A 26,988-nucleotide genomic window follows, 5' to 3' on the forward strand; every position below is an offset into this window, starting at 1 on the left:
CTATCTAATTATTTCTTTCTGCGTTCAACAATATACTTATTACTTGGGCTCACTTTAGAACGGGTTCTATACCCTTTAGCAGGAATTCCGTTTCTAGAGCGAGGGTGTCCTCCAGAAGAACGACCTTCACCACCACCCATTGGGTGATCGACAGGGTTCATTGCAACTGGTCTTGTTCTAGGTCTTCTACCCAACCATCTTGATCTACCCGCTTTACCGGAAACAATTAATTGGTGATCTGAATTAGATACTGCACCAATAGTTGCCATACAAGTTAACAAGATTAATCTAGTTTCACCAGAAGGCATTTTGATAGTGGCGTATTTTCCATCTCTTGCCATTAATTGAGCAAATGTTCCAGCTGAACGAGCAATAATTGCTCCTTGACCTGGTCTTAACTCAATACAAGAAATTACTGTTCCTAATGGAATTTTACTTAATGGTAATGCATTTCCAATTTCCGGAGCTGCTCCTTCACCTGAAGTAACTGTTTGACCAACATTTAAACCATTTTGAGCGATGATGTAAGTTTTAGCTCCATCTACATAACTCAATAAGGCAATAAATGCAGTTCTGTTTGGATCGTACTCAATAGATTTAACTGTAGCAGGGATTCCTACTTTAGTTCTTTTAAAATCAATAACACGATACTTTTGTTTGTGACCACCGCCTGTAAAACGCATGGTCATTTTTCCTTGACTATTTCTACCTCCAGAGTTATTTTTCGGTGCCAATAATGACTTTTCCGGCTTATCAGTTGTAATGGCGTCAAAACCATTCACAACTCTAAAACGCTGACCCGGGGTAATAGGTTTTAATTTTCTAACTGACATTTCTTATTAGATATTGTTATAAAAATCAATTGTTTCTCCTTCTTGCACTTCTACAATTGCTTTTTTGTAAGCATTTGATTTAGCACTTATCATTCCACTTTTAGTGTATTTCACAGATCTGTCTGGTCTAACATTCATAGTGTTTATAGCAACTATTTTCACACTATAAGCAGCTTCCACCGCATTTCTGATTTGAATTTTGTTTGCTTTTCTATCCACTACAAAACCATAACGATTGTTTAATTCACTTTGCTTCGTGATTTTTTCAGTTATGATAGGTTTAATTATGATACTCATGGCCTATTATTTACTTAAATTTTCTTCAATTCCTTCTAAAGAACTTTCCATAAGTACTAATTTATTTGTGTTTAAAATAGCATAAGTACTTAATTCTGAGTTAGTTACAACTCTTGAGCCCTTTAAATTGCGTGACGACAAATATACATTTTTATTTGAATCACCCAACACAAATAGCGATTTTTTATTTTCTAAACCTAAGGCTTTCAGAACTGTAATAAAATTCTTAGTGCTTGGAGTGTCGAAATTGAAATCTTCTACTATTACTAATTCAGAGTCTTTAACTTTTTGAGAGAAAGCTGATTTACGAGCTAATCTTTTTAAAGTTTTGTTCAATTTGAAAGAATAACTTCTTGGTCTTGGACCAAAAACTGTACCTCCTCCTTTGAACAATGGATTCTTGATACTACCTGCACGTGCTGTACCGGTACCTTTTTGTTTTTTAATCTTCCGAGTACTTCCTGTAACTTCTGCTCTTTCTTTTGCTTTATGAGTACCTTGTCTTTGATTGGCAAGATATTGTTTTACATCAAGATAGATTGCGTGATTGTTAGGCTCGATAGCGAAAACTGAGTCTGAAAGTTGAACTTTTCTACCCGTTTCTTTTCCGTTAATATCTAAAACTTTTACTTCCATTACTTCTGAATGATTACATAAGAGTTTTTATATCCAGGAACACATCCTTTAACAAGAAGTAGATTTTTATCGGCTACTACTTTTAAAACTCTAAGGTTTTGAATTGTTACATTATCTCCTCCCATTCTTCCGCCCATACGCATTCCTTTGAATACTCTTGATGGATAAGAAGAAGCTCCTACAGAACCTGGTGCTCTTAATCGGTTATGTTGACCATGAGTAGCTTGTCCAACACCACCAAAACCGTGACGTTTAACAACCCCTTGGAAACCTTTACCTTTTGATACACCTTGTACATCAACAAATTCTCCTTCGCTGAATAGATCTACGGTGATTAAATCACCTAATTTATACTCCATTTCAAATTCTTGGAATTCAACGACTTTTTTCTTAGCAGAAGTTCCCGCTTTTTTAAAGTGACCTAAATCAGCTTTAGTAGCGTGTTTTTCTGTTTTGTCATCGAAACCAAGCTGAAACGCTTCATACCCGTCAACCGCTTTGGTTCTGACTTGGGTAACGACACAAGGGCCAGCTTCGATTACTGTACAAGGAATATTCTTCCCGTTTTCGTCGAAAATGCTAGTCATGCCGATTTTTTTACCAATTAACCCAGACATAATTATTATTTAATGATTATTAATAAAAAACTGTATAATATATAATGTATTGCTGTATTAAGAATTCACTTCTTACATTATACAATATACATTAGTACAATATACTTTAAATTTAACTTATTTTATACTTTAATCTCTACTTCAACACCACTTGGCAACTCTAATTTCATTAGAGCGTCGATGGTTTTTGAAGAAGAACTGTAGATATCTAATAATCTTTTGTATGAACTCACTTCAAACTGTTCTCTCGCTTTTTTATTTACGTGTGGAGAACGTAGTACAGTGAAAATCTTTTTGTGTGTAGGTAATGGAATTGGACCTGTCACCACAGCACCAGTACTTTTTACCGTTTTTACAATCTTCTCAGCTGATTTATCAACCAACATGTGATCGTAAGATTTTAATTTTATTCTGATTTTTTGACTCATTTTCGTTTGAATTAAGCGTTTCCTTTTGCTTTTTTGATAACTTCTTCAGAAATATTTGAAGGAGTTTGTTCGTAATGTGAAAATTCCATTGTAGATGTTGCTCTACCAGAAGACAATGTTCTTAAAGTAGTTACATATCCAAACATTTCAGATAATGGAACAAATGCTTTAATCGTTTTTGCACCTGCTCTATCTCCCATGTCATTTACTTGACCTCTACGACGATTTAAATCTCCAACAATATCACCCATGTTTTCTTCCGGAGTGATTACTTCAATTTTCATGATTGGCTCAAGAATTACAGCTCCGGCTGCTTTTGCAACCTCTTTGTAACCCATTTTAGCTGCCAATTCGAAAGAAAGTGCATCTGAATCCACAGGGTGGAAAGATCCGTCTAATAAAGTTACTTTTAAACTATCTACTGCATATCCAGCTAATGGACCTGTTTTCATAGCTTCTTTGAAACCTTTTTCAACCGATGGAATATATTCTTTAGGAACGTTACCACCTTTAACTTCATTCACAAACTGAAGACCAACATATGGTTTTCCGTCTACGTCGTCAGCTGGTCCAAGTTTGAATACGATATCACCAAATTTACCACGTCCACCAGATTGCTTTTTATAAGTCTCTCTGTGTTGTGCTGCTTTAGTGAAAGCTTCTTTGTATTCAACTTGAGGTTCACCTTGGTTTACTTCCACTTTGAACTCACGTTTCATACGATCTACTAGAATGTCTAAGTGCAACTCACCCATACCTGAAATAATCGTTTGTCCGGAAGCTTCATCTGTTCTAACGGTAAACGTAGGATCTTCTTCTGCCAATTTAGCCAAAGCCATACCCATTTTATCAACATCAGCTTTTGTTTTAGGCTCAATAGCAATACCAATTACCGGATCAGGAAATTTCATTGACTCAAGAATAATTGGGTGTTTTTCATCACACAATGTATCTCCTGTTTTGATATCCTTAAATCCTACTGCAGCTCCAATATCACCTGCTTCGATATAATCAATTGGGTTTTGTTTGTTTGCATGCATTTGATAGATACGAGAAATACGTTCTTTATTGTCTGAACGGGTGTTCAATACATAAGAACCAGCATCTAAACGACCTGAGTAAGCACGGAAGAAAGCCAATCGACCAACATAAGGGTCGGTAGCAATTTTAAAAGCTAAAGCAGCAAACGGCTCTTTAACATCCGGTTTACGTAAAACCTTTCTTTGATCTTCTTCCAATAAATCTTGGTCATCAGGGTGAATACCCACAATTCCCTCTTTATCCATTGGTGAAGGTAAATATTTACATACGGCATCTAACATGAATTGAACTCCTTTATTTTTGAAAGAAGATCCGGCAATCATAGGAATGATAGCCATATCCATAGTAGCAGCACGTAAAGCATTATTTATTTCTTCTTCAGTTATAGAGTTTTCGTCCTCCATATACTTGTCTAAAAGGTTTTCGTCATAATCCGCCACCGCTTCAATCAAAATTGAACGGTATTGTTTTACTTCATCCACCATATCAGCAGGAATATCTACAACGTCAAATGTAGCTCCCAGTGTTTCGTCATGCCAAACAATAGCTTGGTTTTTAACTAAATCCACTACACCTTTAAAGTCAATTTCTTCTCCGATTGGCAATGTGATTGCAACCGCATTAGATTTTAACATGTCTCTAACTTGTTGACAAACTCCTAAGAAGTTTGAACCTTGACGGTCCATTTTGTTAACAAATCCCATTCTTGGAACACGATATTGGTCAGCAAGTCTCCAGTTAGTTTCAGATTGAGGCTCAACACCATCAACTGCACTAAATAAGAAAACTAAACCATCCAATACACGTAACGAACGATTTACCTCAACGGTAAAATCCACGTGTCCGGGAGTATCGATAATGTTAAAGTGATAAGGTAATGTTTCAGGTAGAACTTTTCCTTGTTCAGTTGGGAAATTCCATTCACAAGTAGTTGCAGCAGAAGTAATAGTAATACCTCTTTCTTGCTCTTGTGCCATCCAGTCCATTGTTGCAGCACCATCGTGTACTTCACCAATTTTATGTGATTTTCCGGTATAAAAAAGGATTCGCTCTGTTGTTGTTGTTTTACCAGCATCAATGTGAGCAGCAATTCCTATATTTCTTGTGTATTTTAAATCTCTAGCCATTTCTTATGAATTAAAATCTAAAGTGAGAGAAAGCTTTATTAGCTTCTGCCATTTTGTGCGTATCCATTCTTTTCTTAACCGCTGCACCTTCTTCTTTAGCTGCTGCTAAAATTTCAGAAGCTAACTTGGCTGCCATTGATTTTTCGTTTCTTCTTCTTGCATATAAAATCATCCATTTAATAGCGTAAGAAATTTTTCTATCCGGACGAATTTGCATTGGAATTTGAAAGGTAGCTCCACCTACTCTACGACTACGTACTTCTACGTGAGGCATAACGTTTGTTAAAGCGTCTTTCCATGTATCCAATGAAGATTTTTCTGCATCTTGTTTTTTTGCATCAACAATTTCTAAAGCATCATAGAATACTTTGAAAGCTGTTGATTTTTTACCATCCCACATTAAGTTGTTCACAAAACGTGTAACCAATTGATCATTGAATTTTGGATCCGGTAAAAGAGGTCTTTTTTTGGCCTGTCTTTTTCTCATGTCTTTTCTTTAAAAGTTTTTAACTTACTTTTTCTTCTTAACGGGTGCTGCTACTTGACCTGGTTTTGGACGTTTTGCTCCATATTTTGAACGACGTTGTGTACGACCTGCAACACCTGCAGTATCTAACGCACCTCGAACGATATGGTATCGTACTCCTGGTAAATCTTTAACCCTTCCGCCTCTAACTAATACTATCGAGTGCTCTTGTAGATTGTGTCCTTCTCCGGGAATGTATGCATTCACCTCGTTACCGTTTGTTAAACGAACCCTAGCTACCTTTCTCATTGCTGAGTTTGGTTTTTTAGGAGTTGTTGTGTAAACACGAGTACACACACCTCTTCTTTGAGGACAAGAATCTAAAGCAGCCGATTTACTCTTCTTAGTTATTTGGGCTCTCCCTGTTCTTACTAATTGTTGAATTGTTGGCATAATTAATACTAAAAATTTCTATGTTTTTAAAATTACCCTATTTTAAGGGGTTGCAAATGTAGTAAATATTTTTAGCAAAACAAATCATAATTTATTTATTTTCAAACACAAACTTAATTATGACTATTTACAGCTAAACGACTTACCTTTTAGGAATTACTTTTTATTAAAAAACAAAACCATTAGAATGTATAATATATTCTAATGGCACTTGCTTTGAAACTATTGCGAAAATTTTATACCAAAATCAAATTTTTAAAAATTTTTACTACTTTACTACCTCTTTCAGTTATTACTTTTACTAAATAAGTCCCATTTCGATAATTTGATAAATCGAATTGAAATGATGATTCATTACCGTTTATATCTTCCAAAACCCTTCCTTTTATATCAATAAATTTAATTTAAATAATATTCTCATTGTTTATCTTAATATTTATAGTAGAAGTTGTAGGATTAGGAAATATTTGAATAGCATTTGTGTTAAAATTTGAAACACTTAATCCCTGACGATTTGGATTATAATAAAAAAAGAAAGTTTCAATATTTGGTATTTCCAGAAGGGTTTCATTATTCGATAAAAAATAGAAAATATCGAACCTCAAAAACCAATGTTTAATTTGAATTAACTAAATGTATTTCAATAAGTTATGATTCTGAAAAACAAAAAACCCATCCTCAAAAATGGGATGGGTCCTCTCAAGTAGCGGGAACAGGACTCGAACCTGTGACCTTCGGGTTATGAGCCCGACGAGCTGCCTACTGCTCTACCCCGCGATGTTTCGGGTGCAAATATACAACGAAATATAAGAAAGTCAAGTCTTTTTTTAAAAAAATGTGTAGTTGGCTGATTCTTGGCGGTTTAAAAAAGATTATTTCTTATTTGCTCTTGCTTTTTCCTTTTCCAATTTTTTAAAATAACCTCTTAGCAGAAAACTGTGCTTCATGGCTTCTAAATCCTCATTCAGTTTAAGGCTGGCTTGGTTTAAATTGGTCATGGTGGAATCAATTTGTTTGACTAATTTAGGGTCATTAGACAGGTAATTAAGAGCCCCTTTCCCCTCTTTGATGTTAGTAATGGTTTCATTTAAATTAGTGATAACTTTTTCCATTTCCTTACTAGAACGGTCTAAACTGAGTACCATCTCTTTGATATTAGACGCTACCGCCGTATCTTTTAAAACCCCCACCACATTGTTTCGGTCTTCTAGAGAAGCTATCAATTTATTCAAGTTTTGCAAGGATGCTGCTGTTCCTTTCCCGGTGATTTTAAGGTAATGCATTGTTTCTTTTAAGTCTTTTGCCATCAGCGTATCATTAATCAAGAGTCCTAACGTGCCTTTCCCTTGCGTGATTTCTTTGGTGATTTTTAATAAATCGGCCGTGAGCAATGCCGCGTTTTCGTTGGTCACGTTGAGTGTTTCTAAAATATCATCCGTTCTGATGCGGCTGTAGGTGTTGATTTCGTCACCGGATTGAACCGGAAGACCCACCCCTTTGCCGGGAATGATGTTGATAATCATGTTTCCGACCAATCCGTCTGAGGTAATGGTGGCAATAGCATTTTTTTTAATGTATGGAATGATTTTATCTTCGATGACCATCGTCACGCGAATCATCGTGTCGTTCAACATGGTAATTTCGCGAACCGTCCCCACGTTAATCCCCGAATAACGGATATTGTTGCCCACTTGCAACCCATTGACATTATTGAAAACCGCAGTTAAGTGGGTCGTTTTTCCGAACATATTTTGCTTATTTCCAATAAAATAAATGGCGGCAACAAAAATGACTAACCCCAGGATGACAAAGATTCCGAGTTGAATTTTTTGATTGGTTGATTTTTCCATAGTGTTTCTTATTTAAAAAAGGCTTGTACTTTTTCGTCCTTTAACGCTTTCAATTCGTCAAAAGTCCCTTCTGCATAATTAGTTCCCTCTACTAACAAAATCATGCGGTTTGAAATCACCCGGGCACAATCGACATCGTGTGTGATGATGATGGACGAAGTTTTATATTGTTGTTGAATGTTCTTCATTAATAAAATAATTTCCTTGGCTGTAATCGGGTCTAAACCCGTGGTGGGTTCGTCGTATAAAATGATTTTAGGCTGCAATATCAACGTTCGGGCTAATGCCACTCTACGTTTCATTCCGCCGGAAAGTTCATTGGGCATTAAATCGATGGCATGCGCTAAGCCTACATTTTGCAAAGCTTCCATCACTAAGGGTGTCGTATCTTTTATTACCCCGAATTTTTTGGTATGGCGGCGTAGCGGAAATTCTAAATTCTCTCGAACCGACATGGAATCGTATAAGGCACTCCCTTGGAATAAAAACCCGATTTCGGTGCGAAGTTCATCTAATTCCTCCCGAGAGAGAGTCTTGATGGCTTGTCCCATGATGCTGATGGAACCACTATCCGGTTCTTCTAACCCAATCAGGCATTTGATCATTACCGATTTTCCAGAGCCTGATTTTCCCATCACCACGAGGTTTTCTCCTTCGTACAACTTTAGGTTAAAAGCATCCAACACCTTGTTGCCTCCATACGATTTGTAAAGATTAGTGATTTCCACGACTGGTTTTCTATTTTCCCTAATTTCTTTCATGGCTATAAATCATAAAAAATATCGGTTAAAAAAACAGCTATAAAGTCAATGATAAACAACAACATCGAGGTGTACACCACTGCAGAATTGGCGGCTATCCCTACTCCTGCCGTTCCTTTTTTACAGGTAAAGCCTTTGAAACAACCCACCAGTCCGATGGCAAAACCAAAAAAGAACGATTTTATAGTAGCGGGAATAATATCACCAAATTCCAAATGTTTAAATACTTCATTAAAATATAATAAAATGGACACGTCTCCTTTGATATTTTCGACTAAAAAAGAGCCGTAGATGGCAATGGCATCCCCAAAGAAAACCAAAATAGGCAACATCAAGGTAGTGGCCATGATTCGGGTGACCACCAAATACTTAAACGGATTGGTGCCGGAGACTTCCATGGCATCAATTTGTTCCGTGACCCGCATGGAGCCGAGCTCTGCCCCGATACCCGAACCAATTCTGCCGGCACAAATTAAAGCGGTGATGATTGGCCCTATTTCTCTTATGATGGATATACCTACCATAGAGGGAATCCAAGATACTGCTCCAAACTCTTGAAGTGTGGGTCGGGATTGTAAGGTAAAAACCAATCCGATGATAAATCCAGTGACACCCACCAACAACAGCGAACTGTTGCCCATGTTATAACATTGTCGGAGAAATTCTTTAAATTCAAAAGGGCGTTTGGTCGCTTCTTTAAAAAAACGGGCAGAAAAATAGGCTAACTCTCCGGTTTCTTCCAGGAATTTTTTTGAAGTTTGGAGTATTTTATCAATTACTTTCATAGAAAAATGAATTAGCTGATAAGCCTAAGGACTACTCAAAGTTAAGCCTTTTCTTTCACTTTTTCAAAAATCTATCCATATAAAGGTATTGACTAAAAAACACAAAAAAGTTGATGTAAGTCATGTCTTTAAAAATTCTCGAAAAAACCTAATCTAAAAGTCACATCCTGTTTGCTCAAACCTAAATCTAAAGAAATATTTGAATTGTTGATTTTACTCCATTTGATACGCAATCCCGTTCCTATTGCCGGATTAAATTTTTCAAACTGATAGGTATTAATTGCGGAAACTGAAGAAACGTTCGCAAAAAAAACTGCCCCTAAAAGTCCGTCTTTAGTAATATCCGTTCTATATTCCGATTCCAAATAAATCAACGCATTGCTCCGGAACCGGTTTCGGGTAAAGCCTCTCCCCGTTTTTTGAAAATGGTCCCAACCAATACTAGGCAAATCGAGGTAATGAGGATTTCCTCCAAACGTATTCCACCAAAACAACTTATTGGCCCATACGCGATGCTTTGTTTTTGAAAATGACCTGTAGTTTCTCAAATCAAAATAAACAGAACTATAATCGGTCATATTATCATTGAACTTTGAATTGAATTTATAATCCAATTCCATAAACACCCCTTTGGATGGATTTGTAATATTATCCCTGGAATCGTAAATCGTTTGAAACGCAAAACCGATGGCTAATTCGTCGCTAAAATCATTCTTCATGTATTTTACATAGTCGGTTTCTCCTTCAATAAAAGATTCCTCTGAAATATTTTGATAATTATCCAGCAAAAATCCTAAACCGAGGTATAATTGCTTTTTCACCCGACGGGCTACATATTGATACAACCGCCATTGTTGGTAATCTAAAACAGATTGTTCGCTTTCGTAGTTGTTATTACCAATACCATACGTAGATTGCGGATAAATCATGTAGCGATAATCGCCCGTTAAAACATATTTGTTCCCTTTGGTAAACAAGTACGTTTGCACCGGAAAAATATATTGGTTAGAAAGGGTTAACGACGGTGTGAACGAAATGGTAGACATATTCGTGTTTTCCAATTCACTCAGGTAAAAAGTGGTTACAAATGAAATTACGAGTGCTCTTTCTGCCCCACTTGAAGAGGTTGGTGCCGGAAGTAATGAAAAATCCGCTTTTTTATCTTGGTAATCTCGCTGCGAAACTAAAGAATCCTCTCTTTTGAAAACTTTATAATAGACATCTTTCAAATCTCTTTGTTTGACGCCTAACGAATCTGTTTGAGCGAAACCACTTAAACAAAATAAAGTAAGAAAAAGAAAAATACATTTTGAAATGAAAGCCTTCATTTAACGAATTTTTTATGGAACGGCCCTACTTTTCCGTTCGGGAAATTTGACTTGTAAATTTATTGCTTTTTTGACAATTATCCTTCCTCTATAATTCAAAAAAAAACAATCTTTAGCAACTTTTACAACGAAGCCCGAATGATTAACTGACTTCGGTTCTCCACTTGTTCTTTTTTATTGTTTAAAATCATTTCAGTCAAAAGAACACCCATTGCCTTAAAATCAGTTGAAATGGTGGTAATTCCGTTTTCTACTACTTTCTTCAAGGGCGTATCATTATAAGAGATAATTCCGAAATCCAGTCCAATCTGCAATTGTTGCACTTTTGATTGTTCTATTACCTGAACCAAATGACGGTCGTTTGGAATAATAAAAACAGTACCAACTTGAATTGTTTGTAAATCAAAATCCCGAATTACTTCATGCACGAAATGATATTCCTGACAGAAATTTAAAAACCCTTCCACCATCCCTAACGGCTCTTTAAATCCGGGGAAAATCAAAACCATTTTTTGGTATTTCACTAACTTGTTTTTGGCTTCTGCTAAAGCCCTGTACATGTCTTTTACAAAATTTTGATAAACAGAAGGATACTCGATTAATTCTTCATTGGTTTGGTCTAAAATATAGACATCATTTTTAGGCAATGTTTTGATTAAGTTCGCCGCACCCACTAAATTGGTAGGCATGATAATGTATTTTGAATAATTCCCATTACTTTCATTAATCAGTTTTCGGAACATTTTCAAATTAAAATGATGGAAGAAAATATCAATCAGGGCTTTGTTATCAATGGATTCCAAAATAGAAGTATACAAATCTTCCTTAAACGCATTCAACTCATCAAAAAGCACAAAAAAACGTTGTTCAAAACTAAAATCCACGCTTTTTATATAATAGCCTTTACCGAGAATGGCAAAAACAATTCCCCTTTTTTTTAATTCTTCATACGCGAGTAAAACCGTATCGCGGGAAATTGAAAATTCTATACTCACTTTGTTTACAGATGGTAACTTGTCTCCTTTTTGTAAACGCTTTTCGGCAATTGCCGCCTCGACGGATGCAATAATCTGTTTATATTTTGGAACGCCGGAATGATTCTCTACAGAAATTAGCTTCATAAAAAATCCATTTACTAAAAACTGGTGGCAAGATAATCAAAAACCGGTAGGTACCGGTATGGTTTTTATTTTTTGTTTCCTACATTTGATGACACATTAGTACTAAAATCATCTAAAAAATGCATTTTTCACAAATTGATCACCCAAAAAATGTCAACTCTTTCGGAATCCTTCCGGACGGGAAAGAGGTTTTATGTTATACCTTACAGAATAAAAACGGCATGGAATTGTCGGTTATCAATTATGGAGGGACCATTACCTCGTTGAAATTCCCGTTGTCAAATCAGGAAAAGATTGATGTGGTATTGGGTTTTGACTCCTTAGCCGATTACATTGCCTCCTATGATTTGCCCAATGCTCCCTATTTTGGTGCCGTTATCGGACGATTTGCGGGAAGAATAAACCAGGCTACTTTTTCCTTAAACGGAAAAGAAATCAACTTAACGAAGAATCACGGTGTCCATCAATTGCATGGTGGTGTTAAAGGTTTCAGTCAACAATTTTGGAAAGTTAAAAAAATCAGCGAAGGAGACTATCCTTCCATCACTTTAGAATACATCAGTTTACATTTAGAAGAAAATTATCCCGGAATCCTAATGGCTGAAGTGACCTATATGCTTACCGAATCCAATCAGGTAATTGTGGAATTTCATGCTCATAGCACAGAAGATACCCTATTGAATCTAACCCAACACAGTTATTTTAATTTAGACGGTCATCAAGGAAATGTAACCAACCAAGATTTAATCATTCATTCCACTTCTGTCTTAACAACTGATGAAGAAAATATTCCCAGTGGTCTTTTGATGGATTTAAAAAAAGGTGCCTTTGATTTTTCAAATGCCAAAAAAGTTCCGATCGCCATTGACAATACCTTCCCGTTAACTGAAAATCAAAAAGTGGCGGCCGTGTTAACCAGTGAGCAGCATAACTTAAAAATGACTGTTCTAACCGATCAACCGGCGGTTCATATCTATGTTGGCGGCAATTGTTTTGGGCAAATCAAAGGAAAAGAGGCGGTGGCTTATCATCCTGAAAGTGGTATTTGCTTTGAAACACAAAATTATCCCGATGCTCCAAATCATAAAAACTTCCCTTCTGCCGTTTTAAAAAAAGGAAAACACTATCATCATCAAACTATTTTTGCTTTTGAAACATTATAAAAAAACACCATGAAAAATGTACTAACCCTTTTTACTGTCCTTTTGACGACCTTCTTCTTAGGAAGTTGTTCAGAAGACGACTCAAAAACACCGATAGAACAGGTGGTGGAAGACAATTTTATCCGAGCGGCAGATATGTCTTATCTTCCTTTGATTGAAAGTGAAAACACTGTTTATTACAATGCCGACAATCAGCCTGAAATAGCTTTGACCACCCTAAAAAATACAGGCTGTAATACCATTAGAATTCGTCTTTGGAAAAATCCTGCCGATGCTCATTCCGGATTTAACGAAGTGAAAGCGTTTGCTCAACGGGTAAAACAAGCCGGCATGAAAGTATGGTTGACCGTACATTATTCCGATACGTGGGCTGATCCCGGTAATCAAACTACTCCTGTTGCCTGGCAAAACTTGTCTTTTGCAGATTTGAAAACAGCTGCATCAGATTATACCACAACCATTTTAACAGAGATTCAACCGGATATCTTCCAAATAGGAAATGAAATCAACAGTGGGCTGTTATGGCCAAAAGGTCATTTAATCAACAATGAAAGTCAGTGTTTAGAATTGCTTTCTACCATTAGTTCCCGAATTCGTTCGCAATCACCAACCACAAAAATCATGTTGCATTATGCCGGAATCGGCAGTGGAGCGACTTGGTTTTACAACAAAATGACTTCGGTTGATTATGATTATATCGGATTGTCCTTTTACCCTGTTTGGCATGGAAAAAGTTTACCGGATTTAAAAAGCACTATAAATTCGTTAGGGCAAACCTATAACAAAAAGGTAATCATCGCTGAAACAGCTTATCCGTTTACGCTAACTTGGAATGATTGGACCAATAACCTTGTTGGTCTAGAAAACCAATTAATTCCGGCCTATCCTGCTACACCTGAGGGGCAAAAAAATTTCCTTTTAGCCGTTAAATCACTAGTGAAGGAAACAACAAGCGGAATAGGTTTTGCTTATTGGGGAACCGAATGGGTTGCTTTTAGAGGCAATGAATCTACCAATGGTTCGCCCTTTGAAAACCAAGCCTTATGGGATTTTACAAACAAAGCAGTGCCAGCCATGGCTGCCTTTAAGAAAGATTAATCATGAAAAAGACCTTTTATTTTCTGCCCTTATTTTTAATTTTATTCCATTCAACATTAAATTTCGGACAAGCCTTTTCAAAAGGAGCTGACGTAAGTTGGTTACCCCAAATGGAAGCTACCGGCTATCAATTTTATGATGTTGACGGTTCCAAAAAAGATTGTTTACAATTGTTGAAAGAACGCGGTATGAATACCGTTCGCCTTCGGGTTTTTGTCAATCCTAATGACGACAAAGCCAGTGGACATTGCAGCAAAGACGAAACCGTTGCCTTTGCTTTACGGGCTCAAAAAATGGGATTTCGCATTATGATTGATTTTCATTACAGCGATTCTTGGGCTGACCCTGCCAAACAAAACAAACCGGCAGCTTGGGCCATGTTACCTTTTGATCAATTAGCCCAAGCAGTTTATAACCATACGTTTGACGTGATGACCGCTTTAAAAAAAGCAAAAGTAAAAACCGAGTGGGTTCAAGTAGGTAACGAAATTCCCGGAGGCATGCTTTGGCCTGACGGAAGCACTGACAATTGGAAACAGTTGGGTATTTTGCTAAACAAAGGATACGATGCTGTAAAAGCTGTGGACAAGTCGATTAAAGTGATTGTTCATTTAGACGAGGGAGATAACAATGCAAAATTCAGAACCTTTTTTGACAATGCTATCGCTCAAAACGTAAAATATGATGTGATTGGACTTTCCTATTATCCGTTTTGGATAAAAAAAGATTACACCGAAACCATTGCTAATTTAGCATTCAACTTAAACGATATGGTCACCCGTTACAACAAAGAAGTGATGGTTGTTGAAGTTGGCGGTGAATATGACAAAGTGCAAAACACCAAAGAATTATTAGAAGCCACCATCAAAGCGGTCAAAAATATACCTAACAACAAAGGTATAGGTGTCTTGTATTGGGAGCCACAAGGTGAAAAAAGTTGGAGTCATTACAGTTTAAGTGCTTGGCAAGCGGACGGAAAACCCTCTCCGGCATTAGATGCTTTTAAAGAATAAAACTATGCTTAAAAATTTATTTCAATCACTCGGTAAATTACTAGCACTATATAGCTTCGTTATCTTTTCCTTTGAGGGGAAAGCCCAAGAAAAAATTAGTTTAGATGACAATTGGAAATTCCATTTTGGTCATGCGGTCAATCCTGAAAAAGATTTTGATTACAGTAAAACCGCTTTACTTCACAAATCAAACGTATTTGCCACTACCATTGTTAACCCAAAATTTGTAGATACCGCTTGGACAAAAGTCAATGTCCCACATGATTGGGTGGTGGAATTACCCTTTGTGAAATCTGAGCAAGTTGAAATGGACAGTCATGGCTACAAACCTGTGGGTGGTGCTTATCCTGAAACCAGCATTGGTTGGTATAGAAAACATTTTACGGTAGACAAAGCAAAAAGCAATAAACGTTTTGAAATTCAATTTGATGGTATTTACAGAAATGCTGAAATTTGGTTGAATGGTTTTTATGTTGGCACAAATTTTAGCGGTTACGTTGGTAATTCCTATGACGTGACGGACTATGTCAATTTTGAAGGCGACAATGTACTTGTTGTTCGTGTGGATGCCACGCAATATGAAGGTTGGTTTTATGAAGGTGCCGGCATTTACAGACACGTTTGGTTGAACATTACCAATAAAATTTTCATTCCACAGGATGGTGTTTTTGTACATTCAGAAATAAAGGGCAAAAATGCCATTGTAACTATTGAAACCACTATTAAAAATAATCATTTAAAAACTACCGGTGGTTTGGTTTACGCCTATATTACGGATAGAAACGGTAAAGTTTTAGCTAAAACAGCAGAACAAAAAATCACGTTAGGAATCCATAAAGACATTACGGTAAAACAGAAAATAAATTTAAACAATGTCCGCCTTTGGTCACTAGAAGATCCTTATTTGTATAGAGTAATTTCAGTTGTAAAATCAGATAACCAAAATGTACATCAAACTAAAACGCGTTTCGGAATAAGAACGGTAAAATTTGATGCAAAAGAAGGATTTTTTCTCAATGGTATCCATTTAAAAATCCAAGGCACCAATAACCATCAGGACCATGCCGGAATAGGGAGTGCCTTACCGGATTATATGCAGTATTACCGAATCAAGTTATTGAAAGAAATGGGTTCTAATGCCTACCGAGCCAGTCATAATGCTCCAACTCCAGAGCTTTTAGAAGCTTGTGACAGTTTAGGAATGTTAGTGGTCGATGAACAACGTTTATTAAACAGCAGTTCAGAATATATAGACCAATTCAAACGCATACTAAAACGCGATAGAAATCATCCGTCGGTATTTTTATGGTCCATTGGAAATGAAGAACAAAATATTCAAGGAAACGATTACGGCAAAAAGATTGCACAAACACTTTTAGCCATTCAAGAAGAGTTAGACCCCACAAGAACAAGCACTTACGCTGCCGATATGGCCAATGATTTTAAAGGGGTAAACGAGGTTATTCCCATTCGCGGATTCAATTATCGCGAATATGCCGTTGCTGATTATCACCGTGATCACCCCAATCAACCCTTGCTGGGAACTGAAATGGGGAGCACTGTTACTACCCGAGGCATCTATGAAAAAGATGAGATTAGGGCTTATGTGCCTGATCAGGACATTACCCATCCGTGGTGGGCAAGCAAGGCAGAAACCTGGTGGAAATTAGCTGCCGAAAACAAGTATTGGCTGGGTGGATTTGTATGGACAGGATTTGATTATCGTGGTGAACCAACTCCCTATAGATGGCCAAATATCAGTTCGCATTTTGGAATTTTAGATGTCTGTGGTTTTCCAAAAAACATCTATTATTATTACCAAAGTTGGTGGACAACAAAAGATGTATTACACATTTCACCCCATTGGAATTGGCCTGAAAAAGTGGGGAAACCAATTGATGTTTGGGTAAATTCAAATGCCGATGACGTAGAACTCATTTTGAATGGCAAAAGTTTGGGTAAAAAGACAATGCCCCGAAACAGTCATTTAGAATGGCAAGTGACCTATGAACCCGGCACTTTAGAAGCTGTGGGTTATAAAAAAGGAAAAAAAATAACCTCAAAAGTTGAAACCACCGGAAATGCTTATGCTGTGGTGCTTTCATCTGATAAAACTATTTTAACGGCTGATGGAAAAGATGCAACTGTACTCAACATTTCGATTACGGATGAAAAAGGACGCGAGGTTCCTTATGCGGACAACATGGTTAAATTTTATTTCTCCGGCGATGCTAAAATAATTGGTGTTGGCAATGGTGATCCCAGTTCACATGAGCCGGATAAATGCCGGGAAGGTGCTTGGCAAAGAAGTGCTTTCAACGGGAAATGCCAAGTAATTATTCAAGCGGGAAAAACAGTAGGGACTGTAAAATTTGAAGCCAAATCAAACGGGTTACAAGCTGCTTCAGCAATGCTAAACCTAGTAAAATCCTAAATGATATCTCTTTCATCAAAATGAAAAAAAAATTAATTGACTCGACTTCGGAACATTTTAAAACCATTTTTCAGCACGAACCCGAAGCCATGTTTCTGTCGCCGGGTAGAATCAATATTATTGGTGAGCATGTTGATTATAATGATGGATTTGTGTTACCGGCAGCCATCAACAAATACATTTGTTTTGCTGTTTCCAAATCAAATTCTGATGAATGTACCCTTGTTGCTAAAGATTTAAACGAGTCTTATAAATTCAATTGGAAAGACGATTTGAAACCTATTGACAAAATATGGGTTAATTATATTCTAGGTGTTTTACAACAATTGAAACAACGTGGTTTGCCTTTAGAAGGTTTTACTATCGTATTCAGCAGCACTATCCCAATGGGAGCTGGACTATCCTCTTCCGCTGCACTAGAATGCGGATTTGGTTATGCCTTAAACAAACTATTCTCTTTCCATTTAATCAAAGAAGATTTGGCTAAAATAGGCCAAAAGTCAGAGCAAACCTTTGTTGGCGTGAAATGTGGCATTATGGATCAATTTGCAAGTGTTTTTGGGAAGAAAAACAAGGTCATCAAATTAGACTGTACAACCTTAGACTATGAATATCACAAGGCAGATTTTAAAAAATATTCACTACTTTTATTGGACAGCAATGTCAAACATACCCATCTCACCTCCGGCTATAATACCCGAAGACAAGAAGTGGAGAAAGGTTTAGCTATCATTAAAAATCAATTTCCATTGGTTAAAAGTTTTAGAGATTGTACTGAAAATCAATTGGAAAAACTGAGGGATGAATTAGGTGAAATTCTCTTTAAACGCTGTCATTTTGTAGTAAACGAAATTAGACGAGTGAATGAAGCGGTTGCTGCTTTAGATACAAATGATTTCGAAAAATTGGGTCAATTGATGTATGAAACCCACGATGGATTATCTAAAGAATATGAGGTCAGTTGTGAAGAAATTGATTTTTTAGTTGCGTCGGTTCGCCATGAAAAATCGGTTTTAGGTGCCAGAATGATGGGTGGAGGATTTGGCGGGTGTTCCCTTAATTTAGTAGAAAAAGAAACAGAAGAAGCATTAATTACTAAAATTTCAGAAGCTTATTTAAAAGAATTTGGGCTTACACTTTCTGCTTATAAAGTAAAAATTTCAAAAGGAACAACTAATATATAAAATAATAGAGCCGTCCATAAATTGATCGTCTTTTTATTGATTTCTTGAACACCATACTATGGAAACTTTCAACACAAACGAACATCCCCACCGTCGGTTCAACCCTTTGATAGAGGAATGGGTTTTGGTATCGCCACACCGTACCAAACGCCCTTGGCAAGGACAAAAAGAAAAAAGTCATTCGGAAGAATTACCGGCCTATGACCCCAATTGTTATTTGTGTCCGGGAAATGAACGTTCAAACGGAACCAAGAACCCTCATTATACGGATTGTTTTGTGTTTGAAAATGATTTTGCCGCCTTGTTACAAGAAGAAGTTTTTAATGATGACCCTTCAAAATCCCCCTTATTTCAACTGAAACCCGAAAGAGGTATCAATAAAGTGGTTTGTTTTTCAACCCAACATAATTTGACCATTCCGGAAATGGAAGTTACTGATATTACAAAAGTGATTCAAACTTGGAAAGAGCAATATCTTGAATTGGGCAATCATGAATTTATCAATTATGTCCAGATTTTTGAAAACAAAGGTGCTGTGATGGGCTGTAGTAATCCACATCCGCATGGACAAATTTGGGCACAATCCTCCTTACCCACCCAAATAGAAAAAACACAAAAAAGTTTACAGAAATACTTTGATGCCATCAAAAAAAGCTTGTTGAAAGATTATATAGAAGAAGAATTAAAATTGAAAGAAAGAATCGTAATAGAAAATGAACATTTTGCAGTTGTCGTACCCTTTTGGGCGATTTGGCCTTATGAAACCATGATTATCAGCAAAAGGCATTTTGTTAGTATCATTGGGATGACAAAAGAGGAGACAGTCTCTTTTGCTGAAATAATAAAAGGAATTACGGTTAAATATGATAATCTTTTTGAAACCTCCTTTCCCTATTCTTCCGGAATTCATCAAGCTCCAACTGACCGAACAGCTCATCCGGAATGGCATTTTCACATGCATTTTTATCCGCCATTGTTACGAAGTGCCACCGTTAAAAAATTCATGGTGGGCTATGAAATGATGGGTGAAGCCCAACGTGATATTTCGCCTGAAAAAAGTGCAGCCATTTTGAGAGACTTGCCTACCTTGCATTATAAATTAAAACAATAACACTAATCCATTTCCTATGAATACAGGTTTTGTTACCTTAGACTATTATATTTTTATTGCTTACGCACTTTTAATTTTGGGTGTAGGATTGTACATGTCCCGAAGCAAAAAAGGGTATCAAAAAAATGCAGAAGATTATTTTTTAGCCAGTAAATCGCTGCCTTGGTGGGCTATTGGAACTTCGTTAATTGCTGCCAATATTTCTGCGGAACAATTTATCGGCATGTCGGGTTCAGGATTTGCAGTAGGTCTTGCCATTTCTTCTTATGAGTGGATGGCTGCTATAACCTTAATCATTATAGGGAAATATTTCCTGCCAATATTCATTGAAAAAGGAATTTATACCATTCCGGAGTTTGTGGAAAAACGGTTTTCTACTAATTTAAAAACTATTTTGGCAGTGTTTTGGGTCGCTTTATATGTTTTTGTCAACATCACTTCCGTATTATATTTGGGAGCCTTAGCGATGAATACGATAATGGGTGTCGAGATGATGTGGGCAATCATTGGCCTGTCGCTTTTTGCAGCGGCTTATTCCATTTATGGAGGTTTAGCTTCTATTGCTTGGACAGATGCCATTCAAGTTGTTTTTTTAATTTTTGGTGGATTAGCAACCACTTACCTCGCCTTAAATACTGTTTCAGACGGGCAAGGTATGATGGAAGGATTGGGAATTATTTATGATAAAGCTCCTACCAAATTCTCGATGATTTTAGATGAGTCCAACCCGGAGTATTTAAATTTACCTGGTATTGGGGTTTTAATAGGAGGAATGTGGGTAGCTAATTTATATTATTGGGGTTTTAACCAATATATTATCCAACGAGCATTGGCGGCAAAATCCTTAAAAGAAGCTCAAAAAGGGATATTATTAGCTGCCTTTTTGAAATTATTAATTCCATTTATCGTGGTAATTCCGGGAATTGCCGCTTATGTGATAGTAAATGATGCGGAAATGTTAGCCCGATTAGGAGCAGATGGTTTAATCAATATTCCTAGTGATGCTGCTGCAGATAAAGCTTATCCGTGGTTGATTCAGTTTTTACCTTCCGGTCTGAAAGGATTAGCTTTTGTGGCTTTGACTGCTGCAATTGTTTCTTCTTTAGCCTCCATGTTAAATTCAACTTCAACGATTTTTACGATGGATATTTACAAACAGTACTTCAATAAAAATTCAGATGATAAAACGACTGTCCGAGTAGGCCGAATAACTTCTGCGATAGCTTTACTGATTGGAGCAATCGTTGCCCCGCTGCTAGGTGGAATTAACCAAGCGTTCCAGTTTATACAGGAATATACCGGCGTAGTGAGTCCGGGCATATTAGCCATCTTCCTATTAGGACTGTTCTGGAAAAAAACGACTAATAAAGCTGCTATTTGGGGGGCTTTAGTTTCCATTCCTATTGCAATGTTCTTTAAAGTTGGGCCGAAAGGTTGGGCTGAAGGTACTGCGTTGGAAAATATTTTCCCTAGTGTCCCTTTCTTGGATCAAATGGGCTATACCACTTTACTAACCATGGCTATTATTGCTTTAATAAGCTGGAATCAAAATAAAGGCGTTGATGATACCAAAGGATTTGAATTACGCAGAGAAACCTTTAAAACAAGTTCTACTTTTAACATCAGTGCCTTTGCCATCATGATTGTTTTAGTATTCTTGTATGCTTTCTTTTGGAAATAAACCACTATGAACTTGAATTCAACGGTTTGGTTATCACTAAAATTTATTACCACAAAATACACGAATTTATTTTACAAATTTGTGTATTTCGTGGTATTAAAAAGGATTACATTTAAAAGAAAAACTATACCAATGTATAATCTTAAACAATACTTTAAACCAAAAAAAAACTCACAATTTGGGGATCGTAAGTTTTTTTTTGGGTTATTGGTATTTGTATTGGAAATTAATCCGGAGTACCTACTACTCCAGTATTGTCAGTAACCAACGGTAAACGAACCGCTAATCCTTTTTCGTTTAACATCGTCATTTGGAAAGTATCTTTTTTAGCTAATGTATACGATATTAATCCATTGAACTTGTTATAGGAAATATTCATTTCTTTTAATTTGCTTAAATTCTCTAACTCAAAAGGCACTTGTCCTACAAAGTTATTTTCAAATAAACTTAAGTTTTCAAGAGCTTTTAAATTTTCAACTTCATAGCTTAATTTACCAGAGAAGTTATTGCTGTTTAACATTAAAACTTTCAAATTTTTTAATCCAAATAATGATTTAGGCAATTCACCTTCAAGCATATTGTTATATAATGATAAATTTTCTAATTGAGCTAAATTCCCAATTTCATTTGGCAATCCACCTGTTAAAGAATTCATGTATAACACAATCGTTTTTAATGATTTTGCATTTCCTATCGTTACAGGAATTGAACCGGTTAAACGATTGAACGAAACATTTAATGTTTTCAACGCCTGTAATTCACCTATTGAAGCCGGCAAACTACCCATTAATTCGTTTTTAAATAAATCTAAAGTTTCTAAATATTTTAAATTAGAAATTTCTGCAGGAATTTGGCCTTTTAATTTGTTGTTTGGCAATTCAAGACCAACTACTTTGTTGTCTTTGATTTTCACACCATACCAAGTAGAAGTAGCCGCTTTTAAATCCCATGTTTTTTTCCATTGATTACCATTTGTTGCGTGATAAAATTTAACTAAAGCCTCTTTTTCAGCAACAGAAACCTCTGCTAAAGCGAGAAATGAAATGAAAAACACAAAGAATGTAGTAGTAATTGTTTTCATAAGTTTATTAAATTTGGGTTTGATGGAGTAAATGTAGTTACTTTTACGTTATAATACATATATAATCGATGAAATACATATTTTTATTAATTTTTTATAGTTTTTACTTACAATTATCGACAAACTGCACTAGGTACTTTCTGTTTTTTAGAAACCTATTTAAGTAAAAACAAAACCCACTCTTTATAAGACTATAAAAATTAACTAAATATTTTGTTAAATAACAATTAACCCTAAACCTTTGGTTTTAGAAAAGGTAAATTTGTAAGCTATAAATTTTACAAACACAAAAAACAAGCATAACCTTATGAAATTTAAAAACATCTTTATAATTCTGCTTTCAATGGGATTACTAGCGTTAATAGTTTATAGAATAACAAGCAATAAATCACAAAACGAAAAAAACAATAGCAAAAGTGCCGCTCCAAAAATGGCTACCAATGTCAAAGGTCTTGTTTTAACTCCTCAGAAATTTTCGAATGAATTAACTTTGTCAGGTACCATTGATGCTAACGAACAAATTGAACTTCGCAGTGAAGTTTCAGGCGTTGTAAAAGGTATTTTTTTTAAAGAAGGGCAAAGCGTAACCAAAGGACAACAGTTAATCAAAGTCAACGATATCGAATTAAGAGCTCAATTGTCGCAAGCCAAAACCCGACAATCCTTAGCTTCTGAAAACGAACGAAGAGCCAAATTACTTTTAGAAAAGGAAGCCATAAGTCAGGAAGAATATGATGTTGCCAAAGCAGAATTACAATCCACGCAAGCACAAACCCAATTAATTCAAGCTCAAATTGCTAAAACTTCGATTGTAGCACCTTTTTCCGGAAAAATCGGTTTACGGTCTATTTCTCCCGGAACTTATGTAACACCAACCACACTAATTGCAAAACTGGTGAACAATGCACAGGTGAAAATAACATTTTCCATTCCGGAAAAATATGCCACATTAATGAAGCTAAATTCGGATTTAAGTTTTACAACCTCCGGTTCCAATGAAAAGTTTTCGGGTAAAATTTATGCTATGGAATCTGCCATTGAACAATCCACCAGAACATTACAAATAAGAGCTTTAGCAGACAACAAACAAGGAAGATTAATTCCCGGCACCTATGCTAATATCACCTTGCCTTTGGATGACATCAACGATGCCTTACTTGTCCCAACGGAGGCTATTATACCGATTCAAAACGGAAAAAAAGTATTCATCTCTTCGAAAGGAATGGCTAAAGAAGTAATTATAGAAACAGAAGCTCGAACAGAAAAAGAAATTCTAGTCACTGCCGGATTAAAACCAGGTGATACGGTCATCATATCCGGAATCATGGCTTTAAAAGAAGGAACGCCACTAAACGTAACACTACCTAAAAACTAAATCGCATGAGTTTATCAACCTTAAGCATCAAGCGACCGGTTTTAACCATTGTGATGAATCTGATGATTGTCCTTTTTGGAATCATTGGTTACACTTATTTGGGCGTTCGTGAGTTTCCTTCCATTGACCCGGCACAAATTACCGTTCAAACCAATTATACGGGTGCCAACGCGGATATTATAGAATCGCAAATAACGGAACCACTTGAAAAGGCAATTAATTCCATCGATGGGATTCGAAACATTTCCTCTACTAGTGCACAAGGCACCAGTGTCATTTCCATCGAATTTAATCTGGGAAAAAACCTTGAAGAAGCCGCCAATGATGTGCGTGATAAAGTTTCGCAAGCCGTTCGAAATTTGCCGCAAGATTTAACTGCGCCACCTGTAGTTTCAAAAGCTGATGCTGACTCCGACCCGATTCTGACAATGACCATGAAGAGTGAAAATAAAAATGTTTTGGAGCTTACCGATTATGCTGAAAATGTTATTTTACAACGTTTGCAAACCATACCGGGTGTTAGTAGTGTTCGGATTTGGGGTGAGCGAAAATATGCCATGCGTTTGTGGATTGACCCAATTAAACTTTCTGCTTATGGTTGCACTGCTTCTGATGTACTAACGGCATTGAACAAACAAAATGTCGAATTACCCTCTGGAAAGCTGACAGGAAACAATACTGAATTAACCGTAAAAACACTTGGTAATTTATCTACTGAACAAGACTTTAACAACATCATTGTAAAATCAGAAGAAGATAAAATTGTTCGCTTGTCGGATGTTGCCAAAGCTAGCCTTGAAGCAGAAAACCTGGAAACCAGGTTGAGTGATTCCGGCCAAACCATGATTGGACTAGCCATTACACCACAACCGGGGACCAATTATTTAGATATTTCAGAAGAATTCTACAAACAATACGAATTACTGAAAAAAGATTTACCAAAAGATTTTGAACTGAATGTAGCGATTGATACAACCATTTTTATCAAAAAAGCTATTTTAGAAGTAGCTGAAACTTTATTTATTTCTTTACTTTTGGTAACTTTAGTAATCTATCTTTTCTTTAGAGATTGGGCCATTGCTTTTCGTCCATTAATTGATATTCCCGTTTCCTTAATTGCTACTTTTTTCATTATGTACATTTTTGGTTTTTCCATCAATGTACTTACCTTGTTGGCAATTGTTTTAGCAACCGGATTGGTAGTAGATGATGGTATTGTAGTCACCGAAAACATTTTCAAGAAAGTAGAAGAAGGCATGTCGCCAATCGAAGCCGCCATCAAAGGTTCCAATGAAATTTTCTTTGCTGTAATTTCTATTTCCATTACCCTTGCAGCAGTATTTCTTCCCATCATATTTTTAGAAGGCTTTGTGGGAAGATTATTCCGAGAGTTTGGAATAGTGATTGGTGCGGCAGTTTTAATATCGGCCTTTGTTTCCTTGAGTTTAACACCCATGTTGAATGCTTATTTGATGAAAGGCGGGAAACAAAAACGTTCGAAATTCTACGAAATGACCGAACCTTTTTATGAAAATTTAAATAAAGGCTATGCCAACTCGTTGGGTAAATTCATGAAGAGAAAATGGTTGAGTTTTCCAATTCTGATTATCTGTTTGGGATTATCAGTCTTGTTTTACAACATTCTACAAAAAGAAACGGCTCCGTATGATGACCGAAGTATGATACTTGTAAATGTTACCGGACAAGAAGGCGCCACTTACGATTACATGGATCGCTTTATGCAAGACTTGTCGCAATTGATAACTGATTCCATTCCTGAGAAAAAAATAAGTTTGATTGTCACTTCCCCCGGATTTAGTGCTGGTTCGCTTAACAGAGGTTTTGCCAGACTTTCCTTAGTTGATCCTGAAGATAGAGATGCTTCGCAAAAAGAAGTTGCTGACCGATTAACAAAATTGACCAAAGGTTTTACTGACACCAAAACATCCGTTTCCGAGCAACCCACGATTTCTGTAAACAGACGAGGAGGATTACCCGTTCAGTTTATCATTCAAGCGAAAAACTTTGAAATGCTAAGGGAAAAAATTCCGGAATTCATGGAAGAAGCCTCTAAAGAACCGACTTTTTCAATTACCGATGTAAACTTAAAATTCAACAAACCTGAAATCTATGTTACAATCAATCGCGAAAAAGCGGAATCATTGGGTGTTTCTGTACTCGATGTTGCCCAAAGCATTCAATTATCGTTAAGCGGGCAACGTTTTGGTTATTTCTTAATGAACGGAAAACAATACCAAGTAATCGGACAATTTGATAAAAAAGACCGCGACCAACCATTGGATTTAGCAGCAATCTTTGTTCGAAATAATACCGGTCAATTGATACAATTAGACAATGTAGTGACCATTGACGAGCAAAGCAGTCCGCCTCAATTGTTTCACAATAACCGCTATATGGCGGCAACTGTTTCGGCAGGTTTAGCTCCGGGAAAAAGTATTGGCGACGGAATTGAAGCCATGGAACGCATCAAAGAAAAAGTGCTGGACGAAACCTTTACAACCGACTTAGGAGGCGAATCACGTGATTTTGCGGAAAGTAATTCCAACACCATGTTTGCTTTTGGTTTGGCATTATTATTAATTTTCTTAATCTTAGCCGGTCAATTTGAAAGTTTTATCGATCCGTTTATTATCATTTTAACTGTACCAATGGCTGTTGCCGGAGCCTTATTCTCCCTTTGGCTTTTCGGACAAACGTGGAATATTTTCAGCCAGATTGGAACCGTGATGCTGATTGGATTGGTAACCAAAAACGGAATTTTAATTGTTGAATTTGCCAACCAACTTCGCGAACAAGGAAAAACAAAATATGAAGCGGTTATGCAAGCCTCTGAATCTCGCCTTCGACCGATTTTGATGACCAGTTTGACCTTAGCTTTAGGAGCGATGCCAATTGCCATTTCGTTAGGGGCTGCTTCTCAGAGTAGAATGGGAATGGGAATTGTAGTTGTTGGAGGAACTATTTTCTCGTTAATTTTAACCCTTTATGTGATTCCTGCCATTTACCTGATGTGGTCGCGTGAAAAGAAACACCGGACTGAATTAGACCAAGCTGATCAATTTGACCGTGAGTCTGTTTAATTTG

Annotated in this window: 24 protein-coding genes and 1 tRNA gene; 9 read left to right on the forward strand and 16 right to left on the reverse strand. The window is 36.5% G+C overall.

Annotation, left to right across the window (positions count from 1 at the left end):
* Positions 1 to 8: 8 nt before the first annotated feature.
* The 15 genes from rplB to ACIQ2Z_RS01255 form a co-directional block, all read right to left on the reverse strand.
* Entirely contained in the window at positions 9 to 833 is an 825-nt protein-coding gene (rplB, locus tag ACIQ2Z_RS01185) for a 50S ribosomal protein L2 (protein WP_396182339.1), read from the reverse strand.
* A gap of 6 nt (positions 834 to 839) precedes the next feature.
* Positions 840 to 1,130, reverse strand: coding sequence for a 50S ribosomal protein L23 (gene rplW / locus ACIQ2Z_RS01190; protein WP_396182340.1), 291 nt, complete (start codon positions 1,128 to 1,130; stop codon positions 840 to 842).
* A 6-nt stretch (positions 1,131 to 1,136) separates the two neighbouring features.
* A complete protein-coding gene (gene rplD / locus ACIQ2Z_RS01195; protein ID WP_396182341.1) occupies positions 1,137 to 1,766 on the reverse strand; it encodes a 50S ribosomal protein L4 in 630 nt (209 codons plus the stop codon).
* A complete protein-coding gene (gene rplC, locus ACIQ2Z_RS01200) occupies positions 1,766 to 2,383 on the reverse strand; it encodes a 50S ribosomal protein L3 (RefSeq protein ID WP_396182342.1) in 618 nt (205 codons plus the stop codon). Before rplC ends, rplD begins: the two co-directional genes overlap by 1 nt.
* Before the next feature lie 122 nt (positions 2,384 to 2,505).
* Positions 2,506 to 2,811: a 30S ribosomal protein S10 gene (gene rpsJ, locus ACIQ2Z_RS01205; protein ID WP_026710316.1), complete on the reverse strand. Its 306-nt coding sequence runs from the start codon at positions 2,809 to 2,811 to the stop codon at positions 2,506 to 2,508.
* 11 nt (positions 2,812 to 2,822) lie between these two features.
* The gene (gene fusA / locus ACIQ2Z_RS01210; protein WP_396182343.1) at positions 2,823 to 4,979 is read right to left on the reverse strand and encodes an elongation factor G; all 2,157 of its coding nucleotides are present in this window, start codon (positions 4,977 to 4,979) and stop codon (positions 2,823 to 2,825) included.
* 10 nt (positions 4,980 to 4,989) lie between these two features.
* The gene (gene rpsG / locus ACIQ2Z_RS01215; RefSeq protein WP_396182344.1) at positions 4,990 to 5,466 is read right to left on the reverse strand and encodes a 30S ribosomal protein S7; all 477 of its coding nucleotides are present in this window, start codon (positions 5,464 to 5,466) and stop codon (positions 4,990 to 4,992) included.
* A gap of 24 nt (positions 5,467 to 5,490) precedes the next feature.
* Entirely contained in the window at positions 5,491 to 5,898 is a 408-nt protein-coding gene (rpsL, locus tag ACIQ2Z_RS01220; protein WP_290862117.1) for a 30S ribosomal protein S12, read from the reverse strand.
* A gap of 236 nt (positions 5,899 to 6,134) precedes the next feature.
* On the reverse strand, positions 6,135 to 6,302 hold the full coding sequence (locus tag ACIQ2Z_RS01225; RefSeq protein ID WP_396182454.1) for a T9SS type A sorting domain-containing protein: 168 nt from the start codon (positions 6,300 to 6,302) through the stop codon (positions 6,135 to 6,137).
* Between the two features lie 300 nt (positions 6,303 to 6,602).
* Positions 6,603 to 6,675 (reverse strand) — tRNA-Met (locus tag ACIQ2Z_RS01230).
* A gap of 95 nt (positions 6,676 to 6,770) precedes the next feature.
* The gene (locus tag ACIQ2Z_RS01235) at positions 6,771 to 7,748 is read right to left on the reverse strand and encodes an MlaD family protein (protein ID WP_396182345.1); all 978 of its coding nucleotides are present in this window, start codon (positions 7,746 to 7,748) and stop codon (positions 6,771 to 6,773) included.
* Positions 7,749 to 7,756: 8 nt separating this feature from the next.
* Positions 7,757 to 8,509 carry an ABC transporter ATP-binding protein gene (locus ACIQ2Z_RS01240; RefSeq protein WP_396182346.1) on the reverse strand — a complete coding sequence of 251 codons (753 nt, stop codon included), beginning with the start codon at positions 8,507 to 8,509 and terminating at the stop codon, positions 7,757 to 7,759.
* A gap of 2 nt (positions 8,510 to 8,511) precedes the next feature.
* A complete protein-coding gene (locus ACIQ2Z_RS01245) occupies positions 8,512 to 9,294 on the reverse strand; it encodes an MlaE family ABC transporter permease (protein WP_396182347.1) in 783 nt (260 codons plus the stop codon).
* Between the two features lie 128 nt (positions 9,295 to 9,422).
* Positions 9,423 to 10,622: a hypothetical protein gene (locus tag ACIQ2Z_RS01250; RefSeq protein ID WP_396182348.1), complete on the reverse strand. Its 1,200-nt coding sequence runs from the start codon at positions 10,620 to 10,622 to the stop codon at positions 9,423 to 9,425.
* A 122-nt stretch (positions 10,623 to 10,744) separates the two neighbouring features.
* Complete coding sequence (locus ACIQ2Z_RS01255; protein ID WP_396182349.1) at positions 10,745 to 11,743, reverse strand: GntR family transcriptional regulator; 999 nt, start codon at positions 11,741 to 11,743, stop codon at positions 10,745 to 10,747.
* Between the two features lie 119 nt (positions 11,744 to 11,862).
* On the opposite strand from ACIQ2Z_RS01255, the gene ACIQ2Z_RS01260 reads away from it, so the two are divergent.
* Genes ACIQ2Z_RS01260 through ACIQ2Z_RS01290 form a run of 7 tightly spaced genes read left to right on the forward strand, consistent with a single transcriptional unit; the run spans position 11,863 to position 21,427 of the window.
* Positions 11,863 to 12,906: an aldose epimerase family protein gene (locus tag ACIQ2Z_RS01260; RefSeq protein WP_396182350.1), complete on the forward strand. Its 1,044-nt coding sequence runs from the start codon at positions 11,863 to 11,865 to the stop codon at positions 12,904 to 12,906.
* Between the two features lie 9 nt (positions 12,907 to 12,915).
* Entirely contained in the window at positions 12,916 to 14,004 is a 1,089-nt protein-coding gene (locus ACIQ2Z_RS01265) for an arabinogalactan endo-beta-1,4-galactanase (RefSeq protein WP_396182351.1), read from the forward strand.
* Between the two features lie 2 nt (positions 14,005 to 14,006).
* Positions 14,007 to 15,017 (forward strand): arabinogalactan endo-beta-1,4-galactanase, encoded by a 1,011-nt coding sequence (locus ACIQ2Z_RS01270; RefSeq protein WP_396182352.1) that lies wholly within the window; start codon positions 14,007 to 14,009, stop codon positions 15,015 to 15,017.
* 4 nt (positions 15,018 to 15,021) lie between these two features.
* Positions 15,022 to 17,451 carry a beta-galactosidase GalA gene (galA, locus tag ACIQ2Z_RS01275; RefSeq protein WP_396182353.1) on the forward strand — a complete coding sequence of 810 codons (2,430 nt, stop codon included), beginning with the start codon at positions 15,022 to 15,024 and terminating at the stop codon, positions 17,449 to 17,451.
* A gap of 20 nt (positions 17,452 to 17,471) precedes the next feature.
* Positions 17,472 to 18,635, forward strand: coding sequence for a galactokinase (gene galK, locus ACIQ2Z_RS01280; RefSeq protein WP_396182354.1), 1,164 nt, complete (start codon positions 17,472 to 17,474; stop codon positions 18,633 to 18,635).
* Between the two features lie 58 nt (positions 18,636 to 18,693).
* Positions 18,694 to 19,746, forward strand: a complete 1,053-nt coding sequence (locus ACIQ2Z_RS01285; protein ID WP_396182355.1) for a UDP-glucose--hexose-1-phosphate uridylyltransferase — start codon at positions 18,694 to 18,696, stop codon at positions 19,744 to 19,746.
* Positions 19,747 to 19,762: 16 nt separating this feature from the next.
* Positions 19,763 to 21,427: a sodium/sugar symporter gene (locus ACIQ2Z_RS01290; protein WP_396182356.1), complete on the forward strand. Its 1,665-nt coding sequence runs from the start codon at positions 19,763 to 19,765 to the stop codon at positions 21,425 to 21,427.
* A 226-nt stretch (positions 21,428 to 21,653) separates the two neighbouring features.
* Here ACIQ2Z_RS01290 and ACIQ2Z_RS01295 read toward each other — a convergent pair whose 3' ends face one another.
* Entirely contained in the window at positions 21,654 to 22,508 is an 855-nt protein-coding gene (locus ACIQ2Z_RS01295) for a Two component regulator three Y domain protein (protein ID WP_396182357.1), read from the reverse strand.
* A 307-nt stretch (positions 22,509 to 22,815) separates the two neighbouring features.
* Here ACIQ2Z_RS01295 and ACIQ2Z_RS01300 point away from each other — a divergent pair, with 307 nt between their 5' ends.
* A complete protein-coding gene (locus ACIQ2Z_RS01300) occupies positions 22,816 to 23,883 on the forward strand; it encodes an efflux RND transporter periplasmic adaptor subunit (protein ID WP_396182358.1) in 1,068 nt (355 codons plus the stop codon).
* 5 nt (positions 23,884 to 23,888) lie between these two features.
* Positions 23,889 to 26,984 carry an efflux RND transporter permease subunit gene (locus ACIQ2Z_RS01305; protein WP_396182359.1) on the forward strand — a complete coding sequence of 1,032 codons (3,096 nt, stop codon included), beginning with the start codon at positions 23,889 to 23,891 and terminating at the stop codon, positions 26,982 to 26,984.
* The last annotated feature ends 4 nt before the right edge of the window (positions 26,985 to 26,988 follow it).

The sequence above is a fragment of the Flavobacterium sp. genome (assembly GCF_044361015.1).
In the GTDB taxonomy this organism is placed as follows: Bacteria; Bacteroidota; Bacteroidia; order Flavobacteriales; family Flavobacteriaceae; genus Flavobacterium.